The organism is Pseudomonas endophytica (assembly GCF_001411475.1).
In the GTDB taxonomy this organism is placed as follows: Bacteria; Pseudomonadota; Gammaproteobacteria; order Pseudomonadales; family Pseudomonadaceae; genus Aquipseudomonas; species Aquipseudomonas endophytica.
In genome coordinates, this window is the sequence record NZ_LLWH01000001.1 from 191,818 (window position 1) to 212,307 (window position 20,490).

Genomic DNA, 20,490 nt, shown 5'->3' on the forward strand with positions numbered 1-20,490 from the left:
GCTGATTAACCTTAGGCGGCACGTGCCGCCAACTGTGCTTCGCGAGCGGCTATGGCAACTTCTAACTCGGGGGAGCGCTTGGCCCAGTGTTCCGGTGGGAGGGGTTTGGACCATTCGATGATGTCGGGATGGTCAATACTCGGCGGTGGAGAGAGTTTCCAGGTTTGCAGCATGAAGACGAGGGGGCCGCCGAAAATGAAAATACCTGTAAACAACCACGCCGCTTTAAAGTACTCACGCGCTAGCACGTGCTGCCATATACCGTTGGCGTAATCACAACAGACACCCCAAATAATGCCTCGCCCTTTCAGACGGTCACGACCGCCTTCAAAATCATTGGTTTGAGGTAAAGCCTGCGGGCCAATTTCCATAAAGCTTCGCATGCACTCCCACAGAGACATTGCTGCTTCGTTCCCCCCGCAATTAAAGCCCCAGTAAAAATGTTTGTTATCGTCATCGGCATGAGGGTCTGGATTATCAAACCCTATAAACAACATACCACTGGTATTTCGACCCGCTTGGCTGATTGACGAACTCTGAGCTGCAGCGGCAGTTACCGTTTCCCACGGCACAACCCAATAGTTTCCATCTTTTCGGGGCACACAAACTTCACGGCGCTGACGATTAAAGCGGATGGGCAAAGTGGCTGGGCGGTAGAGCATACGTATAAACATTAGTAGCGGGATGAAGATGATGCAACCCCCTAAAAAAAGATTTTCTAAACTATCAGTTAGATAGGCCATAGATAGAAATAAAACGCTAATTGACCACAGCGCCATTACTCCAGCCCCAATATTGAAATTTCCAACATCTAAAAAAATATCATTTTTCCGCCAGACAATATTTAAAACGTCAGCAGGCTTTTCTCCCGTGGGTATTGGCAAGGGAGCTAGATAGTCTTGCTGAGAAAAAATACCTTTCTTACTCGTACCTGCGGCTGGAAAGTTCATCATTTAACTCCCGACTGCATGGAAATTAAAAATTGCTGATCGCTCAACCGATAGCGCTTCGCTTTATCCAGCTCAGGGGTTGGGTCATTACGCAAGGCTATTACTCCCGTTGCAGCGCTCAATGTAAAGGCTACTCCTCGGTCCCCGCCCACAAAACTAAGCGCGCCCAGCATTGAAGTGAGAGGGGTTTGGTATCGCAAACGTATAGATACTAGTGTGGGTTGCGAGCCGAACACATTAGGGACTGTATTGAATGGGCCGCTCAAACGCAGACCTTGCCCTTGCGTATGTGGAATCCACTCACAGGAACTGGCGCGTATCCAATAGTCACTCATATCTTGCATCGGCTCTTCACGAAAGTATTTCGTTTCACCTTTTTTTATACGCTCGCGCATCGCCAAGGTGTCTAGCGGATTGCCGATCATTGCGATGTCCAAGTATGCACCACTGGGTTCGCCCCCAGGCAGGTCAATGGTGAGTGTTTTAATCGCATTGGTCAGCACTCCTGACTGTAAAGAACTCATCACACTGCTTGGGTCTACTGATTCAAAGCTGACTCTAGGGGTATAAAGAATGCCGTATAAACGATTAAATTCGTCTTGCTGGGCCTCTCTTGTTATTGGCTCCAGATCACTGGCCCGGGACTTGGACCAACAGCAAGAGTTTAAAAAATTCTGCATAGGGGTTTGCTGGAAATACCAAGCAATCAGATACAACACCCCCAACACTGCAATCAAAAAATTAAGCGGCCCCATTAATAATAGGTACCCTCCAATTGCAGCACTGACGCTGAGCCCTCCCGCGATCACCCTAAAAGTATGAGTCAGACCTATTAACGCTTGAGCGCCAAAAGCAAGAACTTGGCCAGCGACTACGTTTCGACGCATTTTTAGCCATGGATCACCAGAACCGTAAGCGTTTTCTAACTGAAGCTGTAAAGACCTAAACTCACTAAATGCGGCCAAGGCAGAGAGACCACCCACCACTCCTCCTAAGAGAGTCAACACAGGCGTAGTCGCCCACGTATTGTTTTGCAGCCTAAGCGAAAACGTTTTGTCCTTTACTCCTCGCCTCCATTGATTATCAATCACCGCCACCAATGCCGCCCCAGCATAAAACTTCGCAGATGCGGTGTCATATATTCGCTGCTGATCCATCTCCTCCAGTACTCCGGCCTGCCCGAAATAATTGCTGGCGTTCCAGCTATTGAGCAGCAATGCTGTCAGGGCTAGTAACCCACCGCTGTTTTTGACGGCTGGAGAGTCGGCTATTTTAGAAACATGACCAAGGCCGATGGCTTTACCCGTGGTGTTAATCCATTGAGTGAGGTCTTCTGCTGCTTTACCAAATTGCTGTAGAACCTGATGTTTACCTTGAATAATTAACCGCAAGCCAATTTTATTGGTCGCACGTATAACCGTCATCATAGCCAGCCAAGGCCCTTTCAGCGGTTCACCCACTTTGCTGCTAAGCAGTAGTAAAGATGCGCTCAAACGTTTTAATAGCGTACTCCAAAGACTATCGGCATTGTGCGACATCGCTTTGAGGCTCGACAGGACACTCATACCCTGCGGTCCCAACGCCTTACTCAATGCAGCCATTGCATTAGCCTGATTCTCCACTTCTAGCGCAGCCATCAATTCAGTCGCACGACTGGTGCTATTGACCGCTCCTTCGAGCGTCGGGCTCCAACCGTAAAACAGCTGCCGTAATGCTCCGTCATCAGCACTGCGCACATAATCAGCATATTGCTCGGCCCCGACTTGACGCAGGCACTGAGCGCTAAGACAGGACAATGCCAGTTCGTCCAGCCACTGGCGATGTTCGCTGTCTTCGTAATCAACACACCAGGTGCCGCTATGGTGTCGTAACAAGTAAGCGCCACGGTCCAAATAAAGCGCTTCATGTCGCATGTTGAGGTGATTAAAATGTTTCGGGGCCGTCTCGTCTAGCCACAGGTTCATGGCGGGCAGGTCGATATATTGCTCAACTTTATCGCTGGTCTGCGTGTTTCTGAGGTTGTTGACTTTGGTAGCGCGGTATTCTCGGACAACAGCCTCTATCTCAGTGTGCAGTCGATGCGGGATAAACCCTCTAACAGGTGCAATAGCGGCTTTCACATCGGCCTGCACTTTAAGCACAAGTGCGTCCGCCTCCTTGTGGCCATACCGGCCACCGCGTTGCTGGTTAATGCGTGACTCCTCCTTGAACAATTCATCCAGTCGTTGATGCGCACCAAGTAAGGTTTTGCCTTGCTCTGGAGTCAGATCAAGATCCTGATCACGGTAGCGGTAGCTTAGGTTTCCCGCGAGTTCTGCTCCATCTTCGGTAATCAAACTGCGCACAAACCCACCAATACTCAACCGCAGGTTGTTATCGGCTTGCCACTTTTCATGCCGAGACTCGATCAGTTCCTGTTCGTGGTTGATGTCACGCAGCACCCCGAGGTCGTCATCCAGGCACGCTAATACGCAGTACAAACCGCGGGATTGCGAATGAGCCATTTCTACGAGGGTTTGGGTTGCAGGCGCGGCCCATACCTCGGCACTCCACTCCCCTGGCGGGGTGACGTCGTCCGGAACCTGCGGATGGTGCGCAGCAACTTTGTCTCGCTCGTGCAACCAGTGCATAGCGTCGGTGTACGCCTTGACATTGATAGGCGTCGGATCTTCCGACATCCGCTGACCCAGTTCATCAGCACTTTTTCGTAAAGCTGGCTGATTTCGCTGATATTCGATGGCCAACGCTAAGTCATACGTGCTTGGGATCAACTCGGCCATCACGCTTTTGGATGCCTTCAGCGGCGCGCAATGCGGGGCTTGTAGCGTGTTGGCCACTTGCCGCAGGTCGAGTCGGCGCATGTGTTTTGCGCGGTGCTCAGGTTCGTTAAGTTGCGCACATGAGGCCGGATTCAGGGGGATTTCGCTGTAGAGCATCCAGGCTTCCTGATGCTTGTGCAGGGCGATACCACTCTGGGTGCCCGCGTGAACAACGGTGTCGTCCTCATCCAGTTCCTGACTGCGAAGCAGATTGTTTTTAGCCACCGCAAAACGCTGCAACGGGCCGCTGCCTTGCCAGAGGTAGATAAAGCCTGCTCGCAATAAACGTGCGGCCATTGGATGGCTTTGGGTCTTTACACTGGGTTGAAACGCCGGGTGGTTAGCCGGTTCTTCGCTGAGGGCGTAGCGCACCGGGACTACAAAGATGTGTGATGGACTCGCTTGGCATTGTCTAACCGTGCTGTTGATGTCTTCGTGTCTACAGGCACTGCCTGCGCGCCGGGCTTCAGCCAGACTGACCACTGCGGCTAGGCGCTTATCGAGGCTCATAGCCTGTTCTCTCTGAACGCAAACTGCTTTGGCAATTCGTCCAACGTCTGAATGTTGATCGTTTGGCAGGTCAGCCCTACAGAAACGGGCAGGGGCTTGTGGCTGGGCATTCATGACTCCTCTGTCGTGAGGGCTCACGTCAGAAAAGACAGCCTCCGTTCAAAAGGCTGAACGCTAAAGGATCAGCTCAAACGTGGATGTAGGAGGCGTCTCTAATTCAAGTTTGAAAAGCATCACTCACACGCCCATTGCAGTGCATCAGGTTTGTCACGGATGGGGAATCAGCTGATTTTCGCGGTGAACAAACCTTCACCATTGAAACCTCTATCACCTTGCCCCATCTAAAGCCCATACCCCATTGCGCAGGTGCCCCATGAGCGACCAGCAAGATTTTCCAGATAACGCCACCGAGTACACCGATATAGAGCACAACGAGACTGAATCACAGATTCATGTGGGAGGGACTGAATTGGCCCTGCCAGGGCAGAGTCTGCCGGACAAGGTTTACATCATTCCGATTCACAATCGGCCGTTCTTCCCGGCACAAGTGCTGCCGGTCATCGTCAATGAAGAACCGTGGGCCGAAACCCTCGACTTGGTCAGCAAGTCGCCTCATCACTCGCTGGCGTTGTTTTTTGTCGACACGCCCACTGATGACACCCGCCATTTTGATACCACCAGCCTGCCGGAGTACGGCACGCTGGTGAAAGTGCATCACGCCAGCCGCGAAAACGGCAAATTGCAATTTGTGGCGCAAGGTCTGAGCCGTGTACGTATTAGCACGTGGCTTAAACATCACCGCCCGCCGTATTTGGTGGAAGTTGAGTACCCGCAAGAAGTTAAACAGCCTACCGATGAGGTAAAGGCTTACGGGATGGCACTGATCAATGCGATCAAAGAGCTGCTGCCGCTCAATCCTCTGTACAGCGAAGAACTGAAAAACTACCTCAATCGCTTTAGCCCTAACGATCCTTCGCCACTCTCCGACTTTGCCGCGGCCCTGACCTCGGCCACCGGCAACGAGCTGCAAGAAGTACTCGATTGCGTGCCCATACTTAAACGTATGGAAAAAGTCTTGCCGATGCTGCGCAAAGAAGTCGAAGTCGCTCGACTGCAAAAGGAAATTTCAGCCGAAGTTAACCTCAAGATCGGCGAACATCAGCGCGAGTTCTTCCTTAAAGAGCAACTTAAGGTCATTCAGCAAGAATTGGGGCTGACCAAAGATGATCGCAGTGCCGATATCGAGCAATTCCAGCAGCGCCTTGAAGGCAAAACGCTGCCTGCTCAAGCCCGTAAGCGTATAGACGAAGAAATCAACAAACTGTCTATTCTTGAAACCGGCTCGCCGGAGTATGCGGTGACCCGTAATTATTTGGATTGGGCCAGCTCGGTGCCGTGGGGCGTGTTTGGTCAGGACAAACTGGACCTCAAACACGCACGCAAGGTACTCGACGCCCACCATGCGGGGCTGGATGACATTAAAGACCGCATCCTCGAGTTTCTCGCGGTGGGCGCTTACAAAGGGTCGGTCAGCGGCTCGATTGTGCTGTTAGTCGGCCCGCCCGGGGTGGGTAAAACCAGTGTTGGTAAGTCTATTGCTGAATCGCTGGGCCGCCCGTTCTATCGTTTCAGCGTCGGCGGTATGCGCGATGAAGCCGAGATCAAGGGCCATCGTCGTACGTATATTGGCGCCCAGCCCGGCAAACTGGTGCAGGCGCTTAAAGACGTTGAAGTAATGAACCCGGTGATCATGCTCGACGAGATCGACAAAATGGGTCAAAGCTTTCAAGGCGATCCGGCGTCGGCACTGCTAGAAACCCTAGACCCAGAGCAAAACGTCGACTTCCTCGACCACTACTTGGACTTGCGTCTAGACCTGTCGAAAGTGCTGTTTGTGTGCACCGCCAACACGCTGGACTCGATCCCCGGCCCGCTGCTGGACCGTATGGAAGTGATTCGCCTCTCGGGTTATATCACCGAAGAAAAAGTCGCGATTGCCAAGCGTCACCTGTGGCCTAAACAGTTGGAAAAAGCAGGCGTCAATAAAGCTCACCTCGGCATCACCGACAGTGCTTTACGCTTAGTGATTGACGGTTATGCCCGCGAAGCTGGCGTCCGTCAGCTTGAGAAGCAGTTGGGTAAATTGGTACGCAAAGCGGTCGTCAAATTGCTCGACAATCCAGACACCTCGATCAAAATCGGCCCTAAAGACCTTGAAGCCTCTCTGGGGACAGCGGTGTTTCGCAATGAGCAGGTCATTAGCGGCGTTGGCGTAATCACCGGCTTGGCTTGGACCAGCATGGGCGGCGCGACTTTGCCGATTGAGGCCACACGCATTCATACGCTCAACCGGGGCTTCAAATTAACCGGGCAATTGGGCGAGGTCATGAAAGAGTCTGCTGAAATCGCCTACAGCTATGTCAGCTCCCACCTGAAGCAGTTTGGTGGCGACCCAGGTTTCTTTGACGAAGCCTTTGTGCACCTGCACGTTCCTGAAGGGGCGACGCCTAAAGACGGCCCGAGTGCTGGTGTCACTATGGCCAGCGCCTTGTTGTCCCTGGCACGCAATCAAGAACCGAAAAAAGGTATCGCCATGACCGGCGAGTTAACGTTGACCGGCTATGTGCTGCCGATTGGCGGGGTGCGTGAAAAGGTCATTGCGGCGCGTAGGCAAAAAATTCACGAATTGATCTTGCCAGAGGCCAACCGAGGCAATTTCGACGAGTTGCCAGACTACTTAAAAGAGGGCCTAACAGTGCACTTTGCTAAACGTTTTACCGACGTCGCCAAAGTGTTGTTCTAAGCCGTAAGCAGGAGCGAGCATGCTCGCTCCTGCCTCCCGCATCACCCGGCTTTAAGCCTGCTTCGTAGCTCGCGTGCTTGGCGACTGCTACAGGGTTAAGCAAATTCACAACCGTTACGATGCAAATTAAGCCCGCTAAATTAAACAACCTGTTATTTCTGACAGTAGACACATGTTTAATTCCCACCGTTAATAGCGCCTAAGCCGACAGGTATTACCGCTGGGGACTGCTATGCCACTTCATCATCCTGCCTATCAAAACCCAGATGTTCTTTGGCGCAACGTTAAGGGCCCCAGCGTGTTCAATCCACGAACGCGCGGTGAACTCAAAGCCGAGCTGCTCGACCGGCCCGCATTTGCGGCCCAAGAAATGACCTTCGCCAGTAGTCAAAAGAAAATAATCATCACCGCCGAGTTTGACGACTTTGGCTCCAAGAGTTATCGGGCCATCTCCTTGACGCTGGACATCAACATCCAGTCAGGCATTTACGAATTCAAAAAAGGCGAACACGGGCCAATACTCTCGATGTCTTACGTCGAATACATCGAAGTCGACGGGCGCGAGATGTATCACTTGAACGAGGCCACTGTCGGCACCTTGCACCTGTGCGTTATTGAAAGCTGCTACAGCGCTCGTCTGTTCACGTTTGAAGGCCCGGACCATAACGGAGAAACACTCGAAATGTGTGGCGACTTCAAAATTAGCCCACCGCACGCCAGCTTCTAGCGAATCGGCTCCTAGGCGATGACAAATGGCGCAGCCGCCATCATGGGGTATGCTGCGCACTTGTACTTGTCCGACCGGAGCCTTCAATGTCCCTCGCACGTTTTGCCCCCTTGCTCAGCCTCGGTTTGCTGGCCGCCTGCGCTCAACAACCCACACACCACCTGACGGTAGAAGAACAAAGTGACTGCCCGATCAAGCTGCACGTGGGCCAAAACCTCATGCTGTCGTTGCCCAGCAACCCCACCACCGGTTACCGCTGGGCGATTCAAGATTCGGCCGGCGGGGTGCTGCGCAGCCTTGGGCCTGAGGTCTACAACAGCAGTGATGACGGCCAATTACTCGGCAGTGGCGGGCACTCGACGTGGCGCTTTGAGGCATTTGCTGCGGGGACGGGGCGTCTACGTCTGACCTCTCAGCAACCTTGGGAGCCAGAAGCTGAACCCGCCGACACCTTCGATTGCCCCATCACCGTTAACTGACCTGAGCAGCTAATCAGACAGACCGAGCATCCGGGCGCCAACTTGGCTAAAATGCGCGCCCTCTTAACTATCCAGCGCCGGAACTGTCGTGAGCAAAGAACCTGACCGTATTTTCGCCCAGCCCTTGGCCCAGGTACCGGACTTCGCCTTCAACGAAGACGTGGTGCGGGTGTTCCCGGACATGATCAAACGCTCGGTGCCGGGCTACCCGACGATTGTCGAAAACCTCGGCGTACTCGCGGCTCAATTCGCCCAGCCCAACAGCGTGCTGTATGACTTGGGCAGCTCACTGGGTGCGGTGACACAAGCCTTGCGCCGACATGTGCGCACAGAGGGTTGTCAGGTGATTGCCGTGGACAACTCCAGCGCCATGGTTGAGCGCTGCCGCGAATACCTCAATGCTCAGAACTCGATGTACCAAGAGCTACTGCCGGTCAAAGTGGTTGAAGGCGACATTCTCGCGCTGGCGTTCAAACCTGCGTCTGTGGTGGCCTTGAACTTCACCCTGCAATTTATCGCGCCTGAACAGCGCTTGGCCCTGCTCAGCCGTATTCGTCAGTCGTTGCTGCCGGGGGGTGCACTGATCCTCTCGGAGAAACTGCGTTTCAGTGACGATGAGGAGCATACGTTGTTAACCGACTTGCACATCGCCTTCAAGCGCGCCAACGGTTACAGCGACCTCGAAATCGCGCAAAAGCGCAGCGCTATTGAAAACGTCATGAAGCCCGACAGCCTCGAAGAACACCGTGAGCGCCTATTGGCGGCCGGGTTCTCGAAAGTCGTGCCGTGGTTCCAGTGTCTTAACTTTGCCTCGTTGATTGCCTTGCCATGATTGATCTTTCCCCCCTCGCCCGCCGTCTAGCCGGGACGCCTTTAGCTGAATGGGCAGCCACTGTGCAAGCGCAGCTCGACGTAAAAATGGACAAAGGTCACGGCGATCTTGAGCGCTGGCAAAGCGCGTTGGACGCGTTGCCTAACGTGGTGCCCAGCGAAATCGACTTACTCAACGGCCTGACCTTGGACACCGCCTGCGACGATGCCACGCGCGCGCAAATGCGTCAGGCATTGCTCGGTCTGTCACCGTGGCGCAAAGGCCCGTTTGACTTGTTTGGTGTGCATGTCGACACCGAATGGCATTCGGACTGGAAATGGTCGCGAGTGGCGCCGCACATCGACCTCAAAGGCAAGCGCATCCTAGATGTTGGCTGCGGCAATGGTTACTACATGTGGCGCATGCTCGGGGCGGGTGCCCACAGCGTAATCGGCGTAGACCCAAACTGGCTGTTTTTTTGCCAGTTCCAGGCCGTTCAGCGCTTTTTGCAGCAAGAGGCCGTCTGGCACTTACCCTTCCCGTTTGAAGACCTGCCGCCGAACCTTGAAGGCTTCGACACGGTATTTTCCATGGGCGTGTTTTACCACCGGCGCTCGCCCATCGAGCACTTGCTGGCCCTAAAGGATTGCTTGGTCAAAGGCGGCGAATTGGTGCTGGAAACCTTGGTGATTGAAGGTGATGTGAATCAGGTTCTGGTGCCAGAAGACCGCTACGCGCAGATGCGCAACGTGTGGTTCCTGCCCTCAATTGCGGCGTTGGAGCGCTGGTTGCGCCGTGCGGGTTTTAGCGACGTACGCTGTGTCGACGTCAGCATTACCACGGTTGAGGAACAACGGGCAACCGAATGGATGAAGTTTCAGTCGCTGAGCGATTACTTGGACCCGAACGACCCGAGTAAAACCATAGAAGGTTTGCCCGCACCGATGCGCGCCGTGATCGTTGCCAAAAAATAGAACCCCCGCTATCTGTTTTTGTAGGAGCTGCCGAAGGCTGCGATCTGTTGATCTTTAAACAAAAGATCGCAGCCTGCGTCAGCTCCTACGCGGTTGCGTTAGCGATTGAGATGTTCATTTGCGAAGGGCCCGACGCGCTTTGAAGAATTCGCTCAAGATCGCGCCGCACTCATCGGCCAAGATGCCACCTTCAAACACCACCCGATGGTTCAAAAAGCCTTGGCTGAAGAACTGCCCCTGGCTTTGCACAATCCCGGCTTTGGGTTCCAGCGCCCCAAACACTACGCGCGATACCCTTGAATGCACGATCAAGCCCGCACACATGCTGCACGGCTCAAGTGTCACGTACAGCGTGCTGCCGGGTAGCCGATAGTTGCTGGCCGCCGTGGCTGCGGCGCGAATCGCGACCATCTCGGCATGGGCGCTGGGGTCGCTGCCGCTGATCGGGCAGTTAAAGCCACGACCGATAACCTCACCGTCTTGCACCAGCACCGCGCCCACCGGCACTTCACCTAGCGCCGCACCTTTGGCGGCCAAGGTCAGCGCTTCACGCATAAAGTCTTGATCACGGCTGCGGTCGATAATCTGCGGTTGACGCCCTTGTCGCATCAGGAAACCTCAATCGCGGCCATCAGGCCGGTTTCCATGTGGTCAATCACATGGCAGTGGAACATCCACACGCCGGGATTATCCGCCACCAAGGCCACGCGGGCACGCTCGTTTTTACCCAGTAAGTAGGTATCGGTGAAGTACGGCGTAATCTTTTTGCGATTGGACGCCAGCACTTTGAAGCTCATGCCGTGCAGGTGAATCGGGTGCTGGTACTGAGTCATGTTCTTGAATTCAAACACATAGCTCTGACCCAGTTTGAGCTTGGCAATCGGTCGATCAGCGCACGTCTTGTCTTTGATATCCCACGCTACGCCGTTGATTTGCCACAGGCTTGGCGGCTGGTCTGTGCCTAGGTTCTCGGACACGGAGCCGACCCATTCAAAGTTGAAATTGATCTTTTCAGCCTTCTCAACGTCCGGTTCGGCAATCGGGTTGGCGGGCAATGCAGGCGGCCATTGAGCAGGCGCATCGTTGTTGGCCACTGACATCAACGTGCCCAAACGTACCGGGCCATCGCGCAGCGACAGTTCCTCACCCGCAGGCGGCGCTTTGATTGCCAAGCAAATGCGCATGCCTGGCCCCAACCAATATTCTTTACCCAGCGGTCGAGGTTTGATCGGATTGCCGTCCAACGCATAAATTTGCGCTTCAACACCGGGGATATTCAGGCGATAGGTCAAGGTGTTATCGAGGTTGAGGATACGTACGCGGGTGATCTGCCCCGCAGGCAAGTCGATGGTCGGCACGTGCGCGCCATTGATCGTCGACAAGCGCCCCGGCGTACCGCCACGGGCGGCTTCGCGGGTGATGCTGAAGGGCAAAAAGTTGCCTTCTTCATCCACGTGCCAGTTTTTAATACTCAGCGTGCGCTCGTGCTTGAAACCTGTGGGCTCGCGCTCTTCGACAATCAGCGGGCCGACCAAGCCACGGCCTAGTTCTTCGCTACTGTTGACGTGCGGGTGATACCAATAGCTGCCCGCATCCGGCACGCGGAATTTGTAGTCGAAGTATTCGCCGGGCAACACCGGCAACTGAGAGACATAAGGCACGCCGTCCATGTCCAGCGGCAGACGGATACCATGCCAGTGAATGGTGGTTGCCACCGGCAAATGGTTGATAAACCGCACGCGTAACCATTCGCCTTGGCGCACTCGCAACTCAGTGCCTGGCGCTGAAGGGCCAAAGGCCCAAGCTTCGGTCTGATGCCCTGGCACCAGCTCAACATCCAAAGGGGCGGCAATCAGCTCGTAATCATGGCCTGCCTGTTCATCGGCCATCTTGCCCAACCAGTAACGCGAAGCGCCTCCTGCGCCAACACCCACCACGACTAGGCCGGCTAAACCACCGAGAATTTGTCGACGGGTAAAGGACATGGATTTCACTACCTCTCGTATCTGCCGCGAGCGCTTAGCTCGCAAAAGGCGAATACGATACACCTGCAATTGCGAAACCGGTAGGCAAGCTCGCTCTTAAGGGCCGCGCTACACCCCTACTAGCAAATGCACCACACCTCCGGCCAGTGCCATCACCCCCGGCACGCCCGCTTGACGCAACGCGTGGAGGTCAATAGAGGCGGCATCCTTCAGTTCGACACGAATTCGGCTCAGCGCCACCCGGCGCTCAGATTTGAGATTGCTCGCGCCCCCCAACGCGGCCAATACTGCGGCGTCCAAGGCCGACGCGGTGTTGACAGGCTGATCCGGCACCAAGTCCGGGGTCAATGCTTTCCAAAACGCCAGTTGCCATTGAGTAAACATGTTCAATTCTCCAACACACAGGAATAAGCCAGCTGGCTGTTCTGCAAGGTCGCACGCACTTGGGCGGCACTGTCCAGCGCCAGCACCTGCTGGGCCAAGGTCTGACAGGTGCTGAACTCCAACTCGCGCACTTGGGCTTTGATCGTGGCAATTAACGGCACGCTCACCGATAACTCATCAACCCCCAACCCGACCAGCACCGGCACCGCCAATGACTCAGAGGCCAACGCACCACATACACCCACCCACTTGCCGTGAGCATGGGCGGCATTAACGGTGGTGGCGATCAGGCGCAATACCGCCGGGTGAAAGCTGTCAGCTTGGCTGGCCAGACGCGGATGATCACGGTCCATCGCCAAGGTGTATTGGGTCAGGTCGTTGGTGCCAATCGAGAAAAAATCCACTTCTGGGGCAAACACGTCGGCCATTAACGCAGCCGCCGGGACCTCAATCATGATCCCCAACTTAGGCAGACGCTGGATGCCTAAGCGCTGCGCTTGCTCTTCAAGCAGTTGACGGGCGAGACGCAACTCGGACAGCTCAGTGACCATCGGCAACATGATGTGCAAACGTGTCAGTTCGTGACTGGCCAGAATCGTACTGAACTGTTCACGCAGCAGTTCAGGACGCTGCAAACACAGGCGAATACCGCGCATCCCTAAAAAAGGATTGGCCTCGGATTCCATCGGCACGTAGGGCAGCGGTTTGTCGCCGCCGACATCCAATGTACGCACGACCAAGTTGTACTCAGCGCCCACGGTACGGGCGATGGCGCGGTAAGTGGCGACCTGTTCGTCGTGGTCCGGGGCATGGCTGCGCCCCAAGTACAAGAACTCAGAGCGCAGCAAGCCGACACCGTCGGCGCCCATGGCCATGCCCCGCTCGGCGTCGTCCATCGAAGCAATGTTGGCCGACACGTCGATATGACGCCCATCCCGGGTCTGCGCTGGCTGCGCCGCTTGGGCCACATCACACGCTTGGCGCACATGCAGCTGCTCACGTTGGCGCGTGAGTGCTTCAACGGCCGCTTCGCTAGGACGCACGTGCAATATGCCCTGCTGTGCATCCAAGAGCACTGGCGTGCCGTTGGCCAAGTTCAACACGTGTTGTGGCAAGCCGCACAGGGCTGGCAAGCCCAAGGCCCTGGCCAGAATCGCCACGTGGCTGGTTGCGCCGCCGCCCACGGTGACAAAGCCCAGCACCTTGGTAGTGTCCAGCCCTGCGGTTTGCGACGGATTGAGCTGGTCGGCAATCAGGATGGCATTGTCCGGCAACGTTTGAATCGCGTCCTCGATCCGCAGAATCAGCTTGAGGACGCGCAGCCCAACATCCGCGAGGTCTTGCGCCCTTTCAGCCAGAAAAGCGTTACCGCCCTGTCTAAACAGGTATTCATTCGCCTCAATCGCATGCATCCAAGCATAAGCCGCACTATGGCCAGAGGCCATTAAGGCGGACGCATAGTCCAACAGGCTAGGGTCTTGCAGCAGCTCGCGATGGGCGCTGAAGATATGGGCTTGCGGTCCTTGGCTGAATTCACGGCCCAGGGTGTCGAGCGCTTTATCAGCCGCTAACAAAGCGCCTTGCAATTGCGCTTTTTCAAACGCTTCCCCGGCCCCTGCTTGCGGATAGTCCAGAGGCTGTTCAGCGATCTGCACAACGTGCCCATACACCGCCCCAGAAGACGCACACACCCCGCGCAACAAGGTGCCATCTATCGGAGTCGGCGCGGCTACAGGCTCGCCCATGGATGAAGGAGCGGGCTGGGCAAGCAGCGTCGGCGCTTCGCCGCAACCCGCCAACAACAACTCAGACAACACGCCTATGGCTTGCTCGGCATCCTCACCGCTCGCGCTGATCTGCACCACATCCGCGTAGGTGGTTTGCAGGGTCAAGATCGCGACCAGTGACTTGGCGTTGGCCCTGCGTTCTTGTTTGTGCAGCTCAATCATCGCGGCAAAGCCCTTGGCCGCCTGTGCAAACACTGTCGCCGGGCGGGCATGCAGGCCGTTGCGGTTGGGCAGCGCAATGGCTACTGAGAACAGCGCCTCGCCTTGAAGGGTAGCCTCCTGAACCACGACTTGCGGTTGCTCCACCTCCAAGCGCAGCAACGGTTGGCCGCAATCGACTAGGTCACAAGCGTGCGACCAGGGCGTAAAGCGTTCGCCACTGACCACCAACATTAAGGTGAGCAAGCTGCGTGCCTGCTGGGCAATCGCGTCGGCATCAAACTCAATCAACGCCTGCCCGGCCACTACCTGCTGCCCCTCTTCGACCAACGCGGTGAAACCTCTGCCGCCGAGGTTTACCGTATCCAAACCGATGTGCAACAACACTTGCACGCCGTTGGCACTGGTAATGCTGAGCGCGTGCCCAGTTTTTTGCAGATTGCTGATGACTCCAGCCAGCGGCGCGCACAGCACCTGCGACGTTGGGTCGATACACAGACCGTCGCCCATCAAACGACTGGAGAACACCGGGTCAGGCACCTGTTCGAGCGCGATTAAAACCCCGGATAACGGCGCCAGCAGTTCCACTTGTTGGGATGTAACCATGTCTTCACCCACAGTTGATTCGGTTAAGTGCTGATGGAGCGCAAGCCCCCACAGCGTCGCTTATTTCCACCAGTACTCAACCTGCACACCCGCGTTGGAACCGTGGCGCGACGAGCCAAAAGCGCCGCTGTCAGAGAGTGCTGAACCGGCGTCAAACTCGTTGGCCGCACGCTGCGCGGCCGCGTTCCAGCGCGCATAGGCGTAATACAAACGGATCCCGGGGCGCATCCAAAAGCTTCACCAGCTTGAACTGCTCGCTGATCGCATATATCGGGCGCACACCCAGAGAGAGCCATTGCAGGTTGCCGCCGTCCGGGCGGACATCTTTTTGATACACCGCCTCGATCTGCCCGCCGAAACGCGGGGTCACTTGCCAGTCGAAGAATTCAACGATTCGATAACGCTTGCTGCTGTTATCTAAAGAGGTGCTGCCGGTGTAGCCCAGCCCCGTGCCGGAGCCTTCTCCGTATTGCACAGCCAACTTGTTTTGGCCGCCTAAAAACTCACGTTGCACGTGCTGCGCGGTGATCGCCCAGCCACTGTGAGCATGGCTACGCTGTGGTTTATCCAAGTAACTCAGGCCGAACTCCAACTGCCCACCTAGGTTGGTGTTGAACCCCGCAACGTTGAAGTCGTGACGCGTCACGGCGTCTTGCTGGTACAGGCTGTCTTTGCGTGACAGCGCATAGCTGTATTTCAAGCCGCCGATCAAAACGTCTTCGATCCCCGCACCGGTAGCACTCTGGTTCCAGTAATAAAAGTCGGAAATATGAATGTCGTTACGTTTGTAGTAACGCCGTCCGGCCCACACCGACCCGCCATTGAGACTCGGAAGGTTGGACCACTGCGCGTACAACTGCGGCATACGAACCGAGCCGTTATCACCGTTAAAACTGAGCTGGCGGTTGTAGCGGTTATACAGCGAGGCCATGCCGTCGACACTGAGTACCGAACCATCATCAAAGCTATAAACGTCTTGTCGTAACTCCAATTCAGCGTACTGCTCGCATTCATTGCCCAAACGGTATTTGGTTTCAGCGCCGGGCAGTTTGAAACACGATTGTTTGCCGCCATTGAGCGAGTTGCCAACCCCGCTGCGCAGGTAACCGGCAAACTCCAGTGCGCTGGCCGAAAGTGGCGTGAACAGCCACAGGCAAGCGGTGAACAGGCTGCGATTGAGTAAGGTTTTCATAGAGAGCCTTTTTTATTTTTATTGTTGTGTGCTGAGCATGCTGGGCCGTTGTAGGAGCTGCCGCAGGCTGCGACAGCTCCTACAGAGGGGTGAGGTGCACGGCAAACGATTCGTAGGGGCGCAAGCAGATGCGCCTCGTTCGGGGCGGATGGGCGTCGTAGTTACTGATCAATAAGCGCTGCGTCATGCCTTGGGTGATGACGTGCTCAGGTAACTCAACCTCGCACGCGGTGCCATAGAAGTTGTTGAGCACCAGTAAACTTTCGCCCTCGCCTTGGCGCAGATACGCCCAAACGCGTGGGTGATCGACCAGCAACTCTCGGTATTCGCCGTGCACCAGCAGCGGCTCCTCGCGGCGTAAAGCGATCAGGCGCCGGTAGTGATGCAGCACCGAACTCGGGTCGTTCATCTGGTTTTGAACGTTGATCAGCGTCGCGTTTTCAGGAAGATCAATCCACGGCTCAACGCTGCTGAAACCCGCATGGGGCTGGTGATTCCACTGCATCGGCGTGCGGCTGTTGTCCCGCGACTTTTGCCGGATCGCCGCCATGCAGTCGTCATGGGCCACGCCTGCTTCACGCTGGATGCGATAGATGTTCAGGGTTTCAACGTCGCGGTATTGCTCAATGCGCTCGAAACCTGGGTTGGTCATGCCGATTTCTTCGCCCTGAAACACATACGGCGTGCCTTGCAGGCAGTGCAGTGCGGTAGCGAGCATCTTGGCTGACACCACTCGAAACTCACCGCTGTGGCCAAAACGTGACACCGCACGTGGCTGGTCATGGTTACACCAAAACAACGCGTTCCAGCCTCCGCCCGCCTGCATGCCGACTTGCCAGTCAGACAGGATGCGCTTGAGCGCCAGAAAGTCGAAGTCGGCGCGAACCCACTTTTGCATGTCCGGGTAATCCACTTTCAAGTGATGAAAGTTGAAGGTCATCGACAGCTCTTCGCTCTCTGGGCGCGAGTAGCGAACGCAGTGTTCAAGGCAGGTAGAAGACATTTCGCCCACGTTCACCAGGTCGTGCCCGGCGAAGACTTCGCGATGCATCTCTTGCAGGTAGTGATGCACGTTGGGGCCGTCGGTGTAAAAGCGTCGGCCATCGGTGTCGTCTTGCGCAAAGTGCGCGGGCTTAGAGATCAGGTTGATCACGTCCAGCCGGAAACCGCCCACGCCTTTGTCACGCCAATAGCGCATCAGTGCGTAGACTTCGGCGCGGACCTTGGGGTTGTCCCAGTTCAGGTCGGCCTGGGTGTGGTCAAACAGATGCAAATAGTACTGACCGGTTTGCGCCTCGTATTCCCAGGCCGAACCACCGAACTTGGACGCCCAATTGTTCGGCTGATCACGCCAGATATAGAAGTCGCGGTACGGGTTGTCGAGGCTGCTGCGCGCTTGCTGGAACCACTCATGTTCGATGGAGGTGTGGTTCACCACGATATCGAGCATCAACTTGATCCCGCGGGCGTTGGCCTCGCGGATCAATACGTCGCAATCGGCCATGCTGCCGTAGCTGGGGTCGATGGCGTAGTAATCGCTGATGTCATAGCCGTTATCGCGCTGCGGCGAGCGCAAAAAAGGCGTCAGCCACAGGTAATCAACACCCAGCCACTGCAAGTAATCGAGTTTGTCGACCACGCCCAGCAAGTCACCGGTGGCATTGCCCGCGTGGCTGTGAAAACTTTTGGGGTAGACCTGATAGATCACCGAACGCTGCCAGTCGTGCATGAGAGTTCCTCAAAAAGAAGGGTGATCGTTCAGGCGACGCGATAGCCGGGACGGATGATTTTCAGGCTCAGCCCGCAGGTCAGGGCAAAGGGCACGAGCATGGCCACCAACATGCCCACCACGAACATCGGGATGTGCTGCGGGATAACCGAAATAAAACCCGGCAAGCCGCCGACGCCGATTGCCGAGGCTTGAACCTTGTTCAGTGAGAGGAAAATACTGCCCAGCGCCGAGCCAATCAGCGCGGCGTAAAACGGGAATTTGTAGCGCAGGTTGACCCCGAACATGGCCGGCTCAGTGATGCCGAAATACGCCGACACCGCCGAGGTTGAAGCCATGCTGCGCTCGCGCGCGTTGCGGCTCATAAAGAACACGCCAAGCGCGGCGCTGCCTTGGGCCAAGTTGGACATCACGATCATCGGCCAGATAAATGTACCGCCGTGGGTCGCGATCAATTGCAGGTCAACAGCCAGAAACATGTGGTGCATGCCGGTAATCACCAGCGGTGCGTACAACACACCGAAGAGCATGCCGCCGAGCACCGGCGCCAGATCAAATACCATGACCACGCCTTGGGTGATCAACCCCCCCACATAACGCGTGACCGGGCCGATGATCGCCAGCGCCAACACTCCCGTAATGACGATGGTGGTGATGGGCACGATCAGCAATTGAATGGCATTCGGCACCCGTGCCCGCAGCCATTTCTCGATCACGCTCATGACGTAGGCGGCCAGCAGAATCGGCAGGATTTGCCCTTGATAGCCCACCTTCTCGATCTGCAATACACCCAAGATGTTGAAGTACGGCAGGCTTTGGCCATCCAATCCGGCGACGGCTTTGCCGTAGTTCCAGGCATTGAGCAAGTCGGGATGAACCAGCATTAGGCCGAGCACGATGCCGAGGACTTCACTGCCGCCAAAGCGCTTAGCGGCTGACCAACCCACCAGTGCAGGCAAAAATACAAATGAGGTGTTGGCCATCAGATTGATCAGGCTCCACAGCCCGTCCAGCGAGGGGTAAGCATCGAGCAATGTGGTGTCGTTAATGAACATGCCTTTGGCGCTGAGCAGGTTGTTAACCCCCATCAGCAGACCCGCAATGATCAGCGCGGGCAGAATCGGCATGAAAACATCCGAAAGCACTCGTACCAGACGCTGTGCAGCGTTGGCCTTGTCAGCGCCCTTTTGTTTGACCTCGGCAATGGTTGTTGCCGCGAGGCCGGTTTGCTCACGTAAGGCGGCGTACACCTTGTCGACGTCGCCGGGGCCAATGACGATCTGATACTGACCGCCCGTGAAGAAAGAACCTTTGACCAGGTCTATTTGATGGAGCGCTGCGCTGTCCACCAAACTGGGGTCTTTGAGGGCCAAACGCAGGCGTGTGACGCAATGCGCTACCTGCTCCAAGTTGTCAACGCCACCCAAGCCTTGCAGCAACTGGTTGGCGATTTTCGAATAGTCGTGGCTCATGCGTTGTCTTCCGCGTGGAATTTTTATTATTGAGCGTCGTTTTGGCAGCACGCTGGAGCGAAACCTACTCGTCTGTACGAGTTAATGCAACAACTGGTACAGACGAGTTAGAAGATAGTTGAGGGCTCTGCTTAACTGTGAAGTGATTAATAATTTCAGCTATCAGCCACATCCGAAAAAAGCGCCTGAAAGATCCTAAAACACTGTCTATTGCGCAGTGCTTGCGCTGCTAAGCGCCCTGCCTTTAAGGTTCGGGCCTTGAACAGCTAACGGCACCGAGCCATCGCCATGACCAAATACAGCCAGATTTATACTGATCTGCTTGCGAACATCAGCACTGAGCGCTTGGCGCGCGGTGCCCGCTTGCCGTCCGAAACTGAGTTGATGAGCCGTTACCAAGCCAGCCGCGGGACTGTGCGTAAGGCGATAGAACAGCTGCAAGAACGCGGCTTTGCGCAAAAGATCCATGGCAAAGGGACGTTTGTCCTGTCATCGCACCCCATTGAGTTTCAATTGGGCGGCATCGTCAGCTTTCAGGAAACCCATCCCAGCCTCGGCAATGACGTCAGCACCGAGGTGGTTGAGTTCACCCACTTCCCGCTTGAAGGCTCGCTCAGTGACAAGATCGACGCCGAGCTTGGCAGCCTGATTACCCGCGTTAAACGCGTGCGGCGCATTGAGGGCAAACGCGTGATTCTGGACATCAACTACTTCGTCAGCGACTTGATTCCGGGGTTAAACCAAGAGATCGCCCAGCACTCGATTTATGCGTTTATCGAGCAGACGTTGAACCTGCAGATCAGTTTTGCCCAGCGCACCATCGAAGCGGTGCCGCGCAGTAAAGACGATCAACTGCATCTGGATCTGGAAGGGCAAAGCCATGTGATTGTGGTGAGCAACCAGACGTTTTTGCAGGATGGAAGGCAGTTCGAGTACACCGAGTCGCGGCATACCTTGGACAAGTTTTACTTTTCGGACATTGCCAGACGTTAAAAGCTGTAATTGGAGACAACCCATTACTGTAGGAGATTTCCTATCGTCCAGACGCCGCGCTGTCGCGTAGCAAACGGGCTAAGTCTGTAGTCGCTGAAACAGCCTCGCGC

14 protein-coding genes and 1 pseudogene are annotated in these 20,490 nt (G+C 55.6%); 6 read left to right on the forward strand and 9 right to left on the reverse strand.

The features are described from left to right. Positions 1-11 precede the first annotated feature (11 nt). A complete protein-coding gene (locus AQS70_RS00855) occupies positions 12-950 on the reverse strand; it encodes a DUF6708 domain-containing protein (protein ID WP_055101055.1) in 939 nt (312 codons plus the stop codon). Then, positions 950-4,279, reverse strand: coding sequence for a toxin VasX (locus tag AQS70_RS00860; protein ID WP_055101056.1), 3,330 nt, complete (start codon positions 4,277-4,279; stop codon positions 950-952). Before AQS70_RS00860 ends, AQS70_RS00855 begins: the two co-directional genes overlap by 1 nt. A 373-nt stretch (positions 4,280-4,652) precedes the next feature. On the opposite strand from AQS70_RS00860, the gene lon reads away from it, so the two are divergent. The 5 genes from lon (at position 4,653) to cmoB (ending at position 10,073) form a co-directional block, all read left to right on the forward strand. Next, the gene (lon, locus tag AQS70_RS00865; RefSeq protein ID WP_055101057.1) at positions 4,653-7,082 is read left to right on the forward strand and encodes an endopeptidase La; all 2,430 of its coding nucleotides are present in this window, start codon (positions 4,653-4,655) and stop codon (positions 7,080-7,082) included. Positions 7,083-7,314: 232 nt separating this feature from the next. After that, positions 7,315-7,809, forward strand: coding sequence for a hypothetical protein (locus tag AQS70_RS00870; RefSeq protein WP_055101058.1), 495 nt, complete (start codon positions 7,315-7,317; stop codon positions 7,807-7,809). An 86-nt stretch (positions 7,810-7,895) separates the two neighbouring features. After that, on the forward strand, positions 7,896-8,288 hold the full coding sequence (locus AQS70_RS00875) for a protease inhibitor I42 family protein (protein ID WP_055101059.1): 393 nt from the start codon (positions 7,896-7,898) through the stop codon (positions 8,286-8,288). A gap of 88 nt (positions 8,289-8,376) precedes the next feature. After that, positions 8,377-9,120, forward strand: a complete 744-nt coding sequence (gene cmoA / locus AQS70_RS00880) for a carboxy-S-adenosyl-L-methionine synthase CmoA (protein WP_055101060.1) — start codon at positions 8,377-8,379, stop codon at positions 9,118-9,120. After that, positions 9,117-10,073 carry a tRNA 5-methoxyuridine(34)/uridine 5-oxyacetic acid(34) synthase CmoB gene (cmoB, locus tag AQS70_RS00885; protein ID WP_055101061.1) on the forward strand — a complete coding sequence of 319 codons (957 nt, stop codon included), beginning with the start codon at positions 9,117-9,119 and terminating at the stop codon, positions 10,071-10,073. The genes cmoA and cmoB overlap by 4 nt, the downstream gene beginning before the upstream one ends. Positions 10,074-10,187: 114 nt before the next feature. On the opposite strand, the gene tadA is transcribed toward cmoB, so the two are convergent. The 7 genes and pseudogenes from tadA to treP form a co-directional block, all read right to left on the reverse strand. Beyond that, positions 10,188-10,682 (reverse strand): tRNA adenosine(34) deaminase TadA, encoded by a 495-nt coding sequence (gene tadA / locus AQS70_RS00890; RefSeq protein WP_055101062.1) that lies wholly within the window; start codon positions 10,680-10,682, stop codon positions 10,188-10,190. After that, positions 10,682-12,058, reverse strand: a complete 1,377-nt coding sequence (locus AQS70_RS00895; RefSeq protein ID WP_055101063.1) for a multicopper oxidase family protein — start codon at positions 12,056-12,058, stop codon at positions 10,682-10,684. Before AQS70_RS00895 ends, tadA begins: the two co-directional genes overlap by 1 nt. A gap of 108 nt (positions 12,059-12,166) precedes the next feature. Beyond that, the gene (locus AQS70_RS00900; protein WP_055101064.1) at positions 12,167-12,442 is read right to left on the reverse strand and encodes a PTS sugar transporter subunit IIB; all 276 of its coding nucleotides are present in this window, start codon (positions 12,440-12,442) and stop codon (positions 12,167-12,169) included. Positions 12,443-12,444: 2 nt separating this feature from the next. Then, positions 12,445-14,994, reverse strand: coding sequence for a phosphoenolpyruvate--protein phosphotransferase (gene ptsP / locus AQS70_RS00905; protein WP_055101073.1), 2,550 nt, complete (start codon positions 14,992-14,994; stop codon positions 12,445-12,447). A 60-nt stretch (positions 14,995-15,054) separates the two neighbouring features. Beyond that, positions 15,055-16,186: pseudogene (locus AQS70_RS00910) on the reverse strand (carbohydrate porin). Between the two features lie 79 nt (positions 16,187-16,265). Further along, on the reverse strand, positions 16,266-17,915 hold the full coding sequence (gene treC / locus AQS70_RS00915) for an alpha,alpha-phosphotrehalase (RefSeq protein WP_055101065.1): 1,650 nt from the start codon (positions 17,913-17,915) through the stop codon (positions 16,266-16,268). A 29-nt stretch (positions 17,916-17,944) separates the two neighbouring features. Next, the gene (gene treP / locus AQS70_RS00920) at positions 17,945-19,387 is read right to left on the reverse strand and encodes a PTS system trehalose-specific EIIBC component (RefSeq protein ID WP_055101066.1); all 1,443 of its coding nucleotides are present in this window, start codon (positions 19,385-19,387) and stop codon (positions 17,945-17,947) included. Between the two features lie 288 nt (positions 19,388-19,675). Here treP and treR point away from each other — a divergent pair, with 288 nt between their 5' ends. After that, positions 19,676-20,380, forward strand: coding sequence for a trehalose operon repressor (gene treR / locus AQS70_RS00925; RefSeq protein ID WP_055101067.1), 705 nt, complete (start codon positions 19,676-19,678; stop codon positions 20,378-20,380). The last annotated feature ends 110 nt before the right edge of the window (positions 20,381-20,490 follow it).

What these genes read in the sequence shown, in the direction of transcription:
- AQS70_RS00855 (WP_055101055.1), bottom strand. Translation starts at nt 950, where the DNA reads ATGAACTTTCCAGCCGCAGGTACGAGTAAGAAAGGTATTTTTTCTCAG.
- AQS70_RS00870 (WP_055101058.1), top strand. Translation starts at nt 7,315, where the DNA reads ATGCCACTTCATCATCCTGCCTATCAAAACCCAGATGTTCTTTGGCGC.
- treR (WP_055101067.1), top strand. Translation starts at nt 19,676, where the DNA reads ATGACCAAATACAGCCAGATTTATACTGATCTGCTTGCGAACATCAGC.
- tadA (WP_055101062.1), bottom strand. Translation starts at nt 10,682, where the DNA reads ATGCGACAAGGGCGTCAACCGCAGATTATCGACCGCAGCCGTGATCAA.
- AQS70_RS00875 (WP_055101059.1), top strand. Translation starts at nt 7,896, where the DNA reads ATGTCCCTCGCACGTTTTGCCCCCTTGCTCAGCCTCGGTTTGCTGGCC.
- ptsP (WP_055101073.1), bottom strand. Translation starts at nt 14,994, where the DNA reads ATGGTTACATCCCAACAAGTGGAACTGCTGGCGCCGTTATCCGGGGTT.
- treP (WP_055101066.1), bottom strand. Translation starts at nt 19,387, where the DNA reads ATGAGCCACGACTATTCGAAAATCGCCAACCAGTTGCTGCAAGGCTTG.
- AQS70_RS00895 (WP_055101063.1), bottom strand. Translation starts at nt 12,058, where the DNA reads ATGTCCTTTACCCGTCGACAAATTCTCGGTGGTTTAGCCGGCCTAGTC.
- AQS70_RS00900 (WP_055101064.1), bottom strand. Translation starts at nt 12,442, where the DNA reads ATGTTTACTCAATGGCAACTGGCGTTTTGGAAAGCATTGACCCCGGAC.
- cmoB (WP_055101061.1), top strand. Translation starts at nt 9,117, where the DNA reads ATGATTGATCTTTCCCCCCTCGCCCGCCGTCTAGCCGGGACGCCTTTA.
- lon (WP_055101057.1), top strand. Translation starts at nt 4,653, where the DNA reads ATGAGCGACCAGCAAGATTTTCCAGATAACGCCACCGAGTACACCGAT.
- AQS70_RS00860 (WP_055101056.1), bottom strand. Translation starts at nt 4,279, where the DNA reads ATGAGCCTCGATAAGCGCCTAGCCGCAGTGGTCAGTCTGGCTGAAGCC.
- treC (WP_055101065.1), bottom strand. Translation starts at nt 17,915, where the DNA reads ATGCACGACTGGCAGCGTTCGGTGATCTATCAGGTCTACCCCAAAAGT.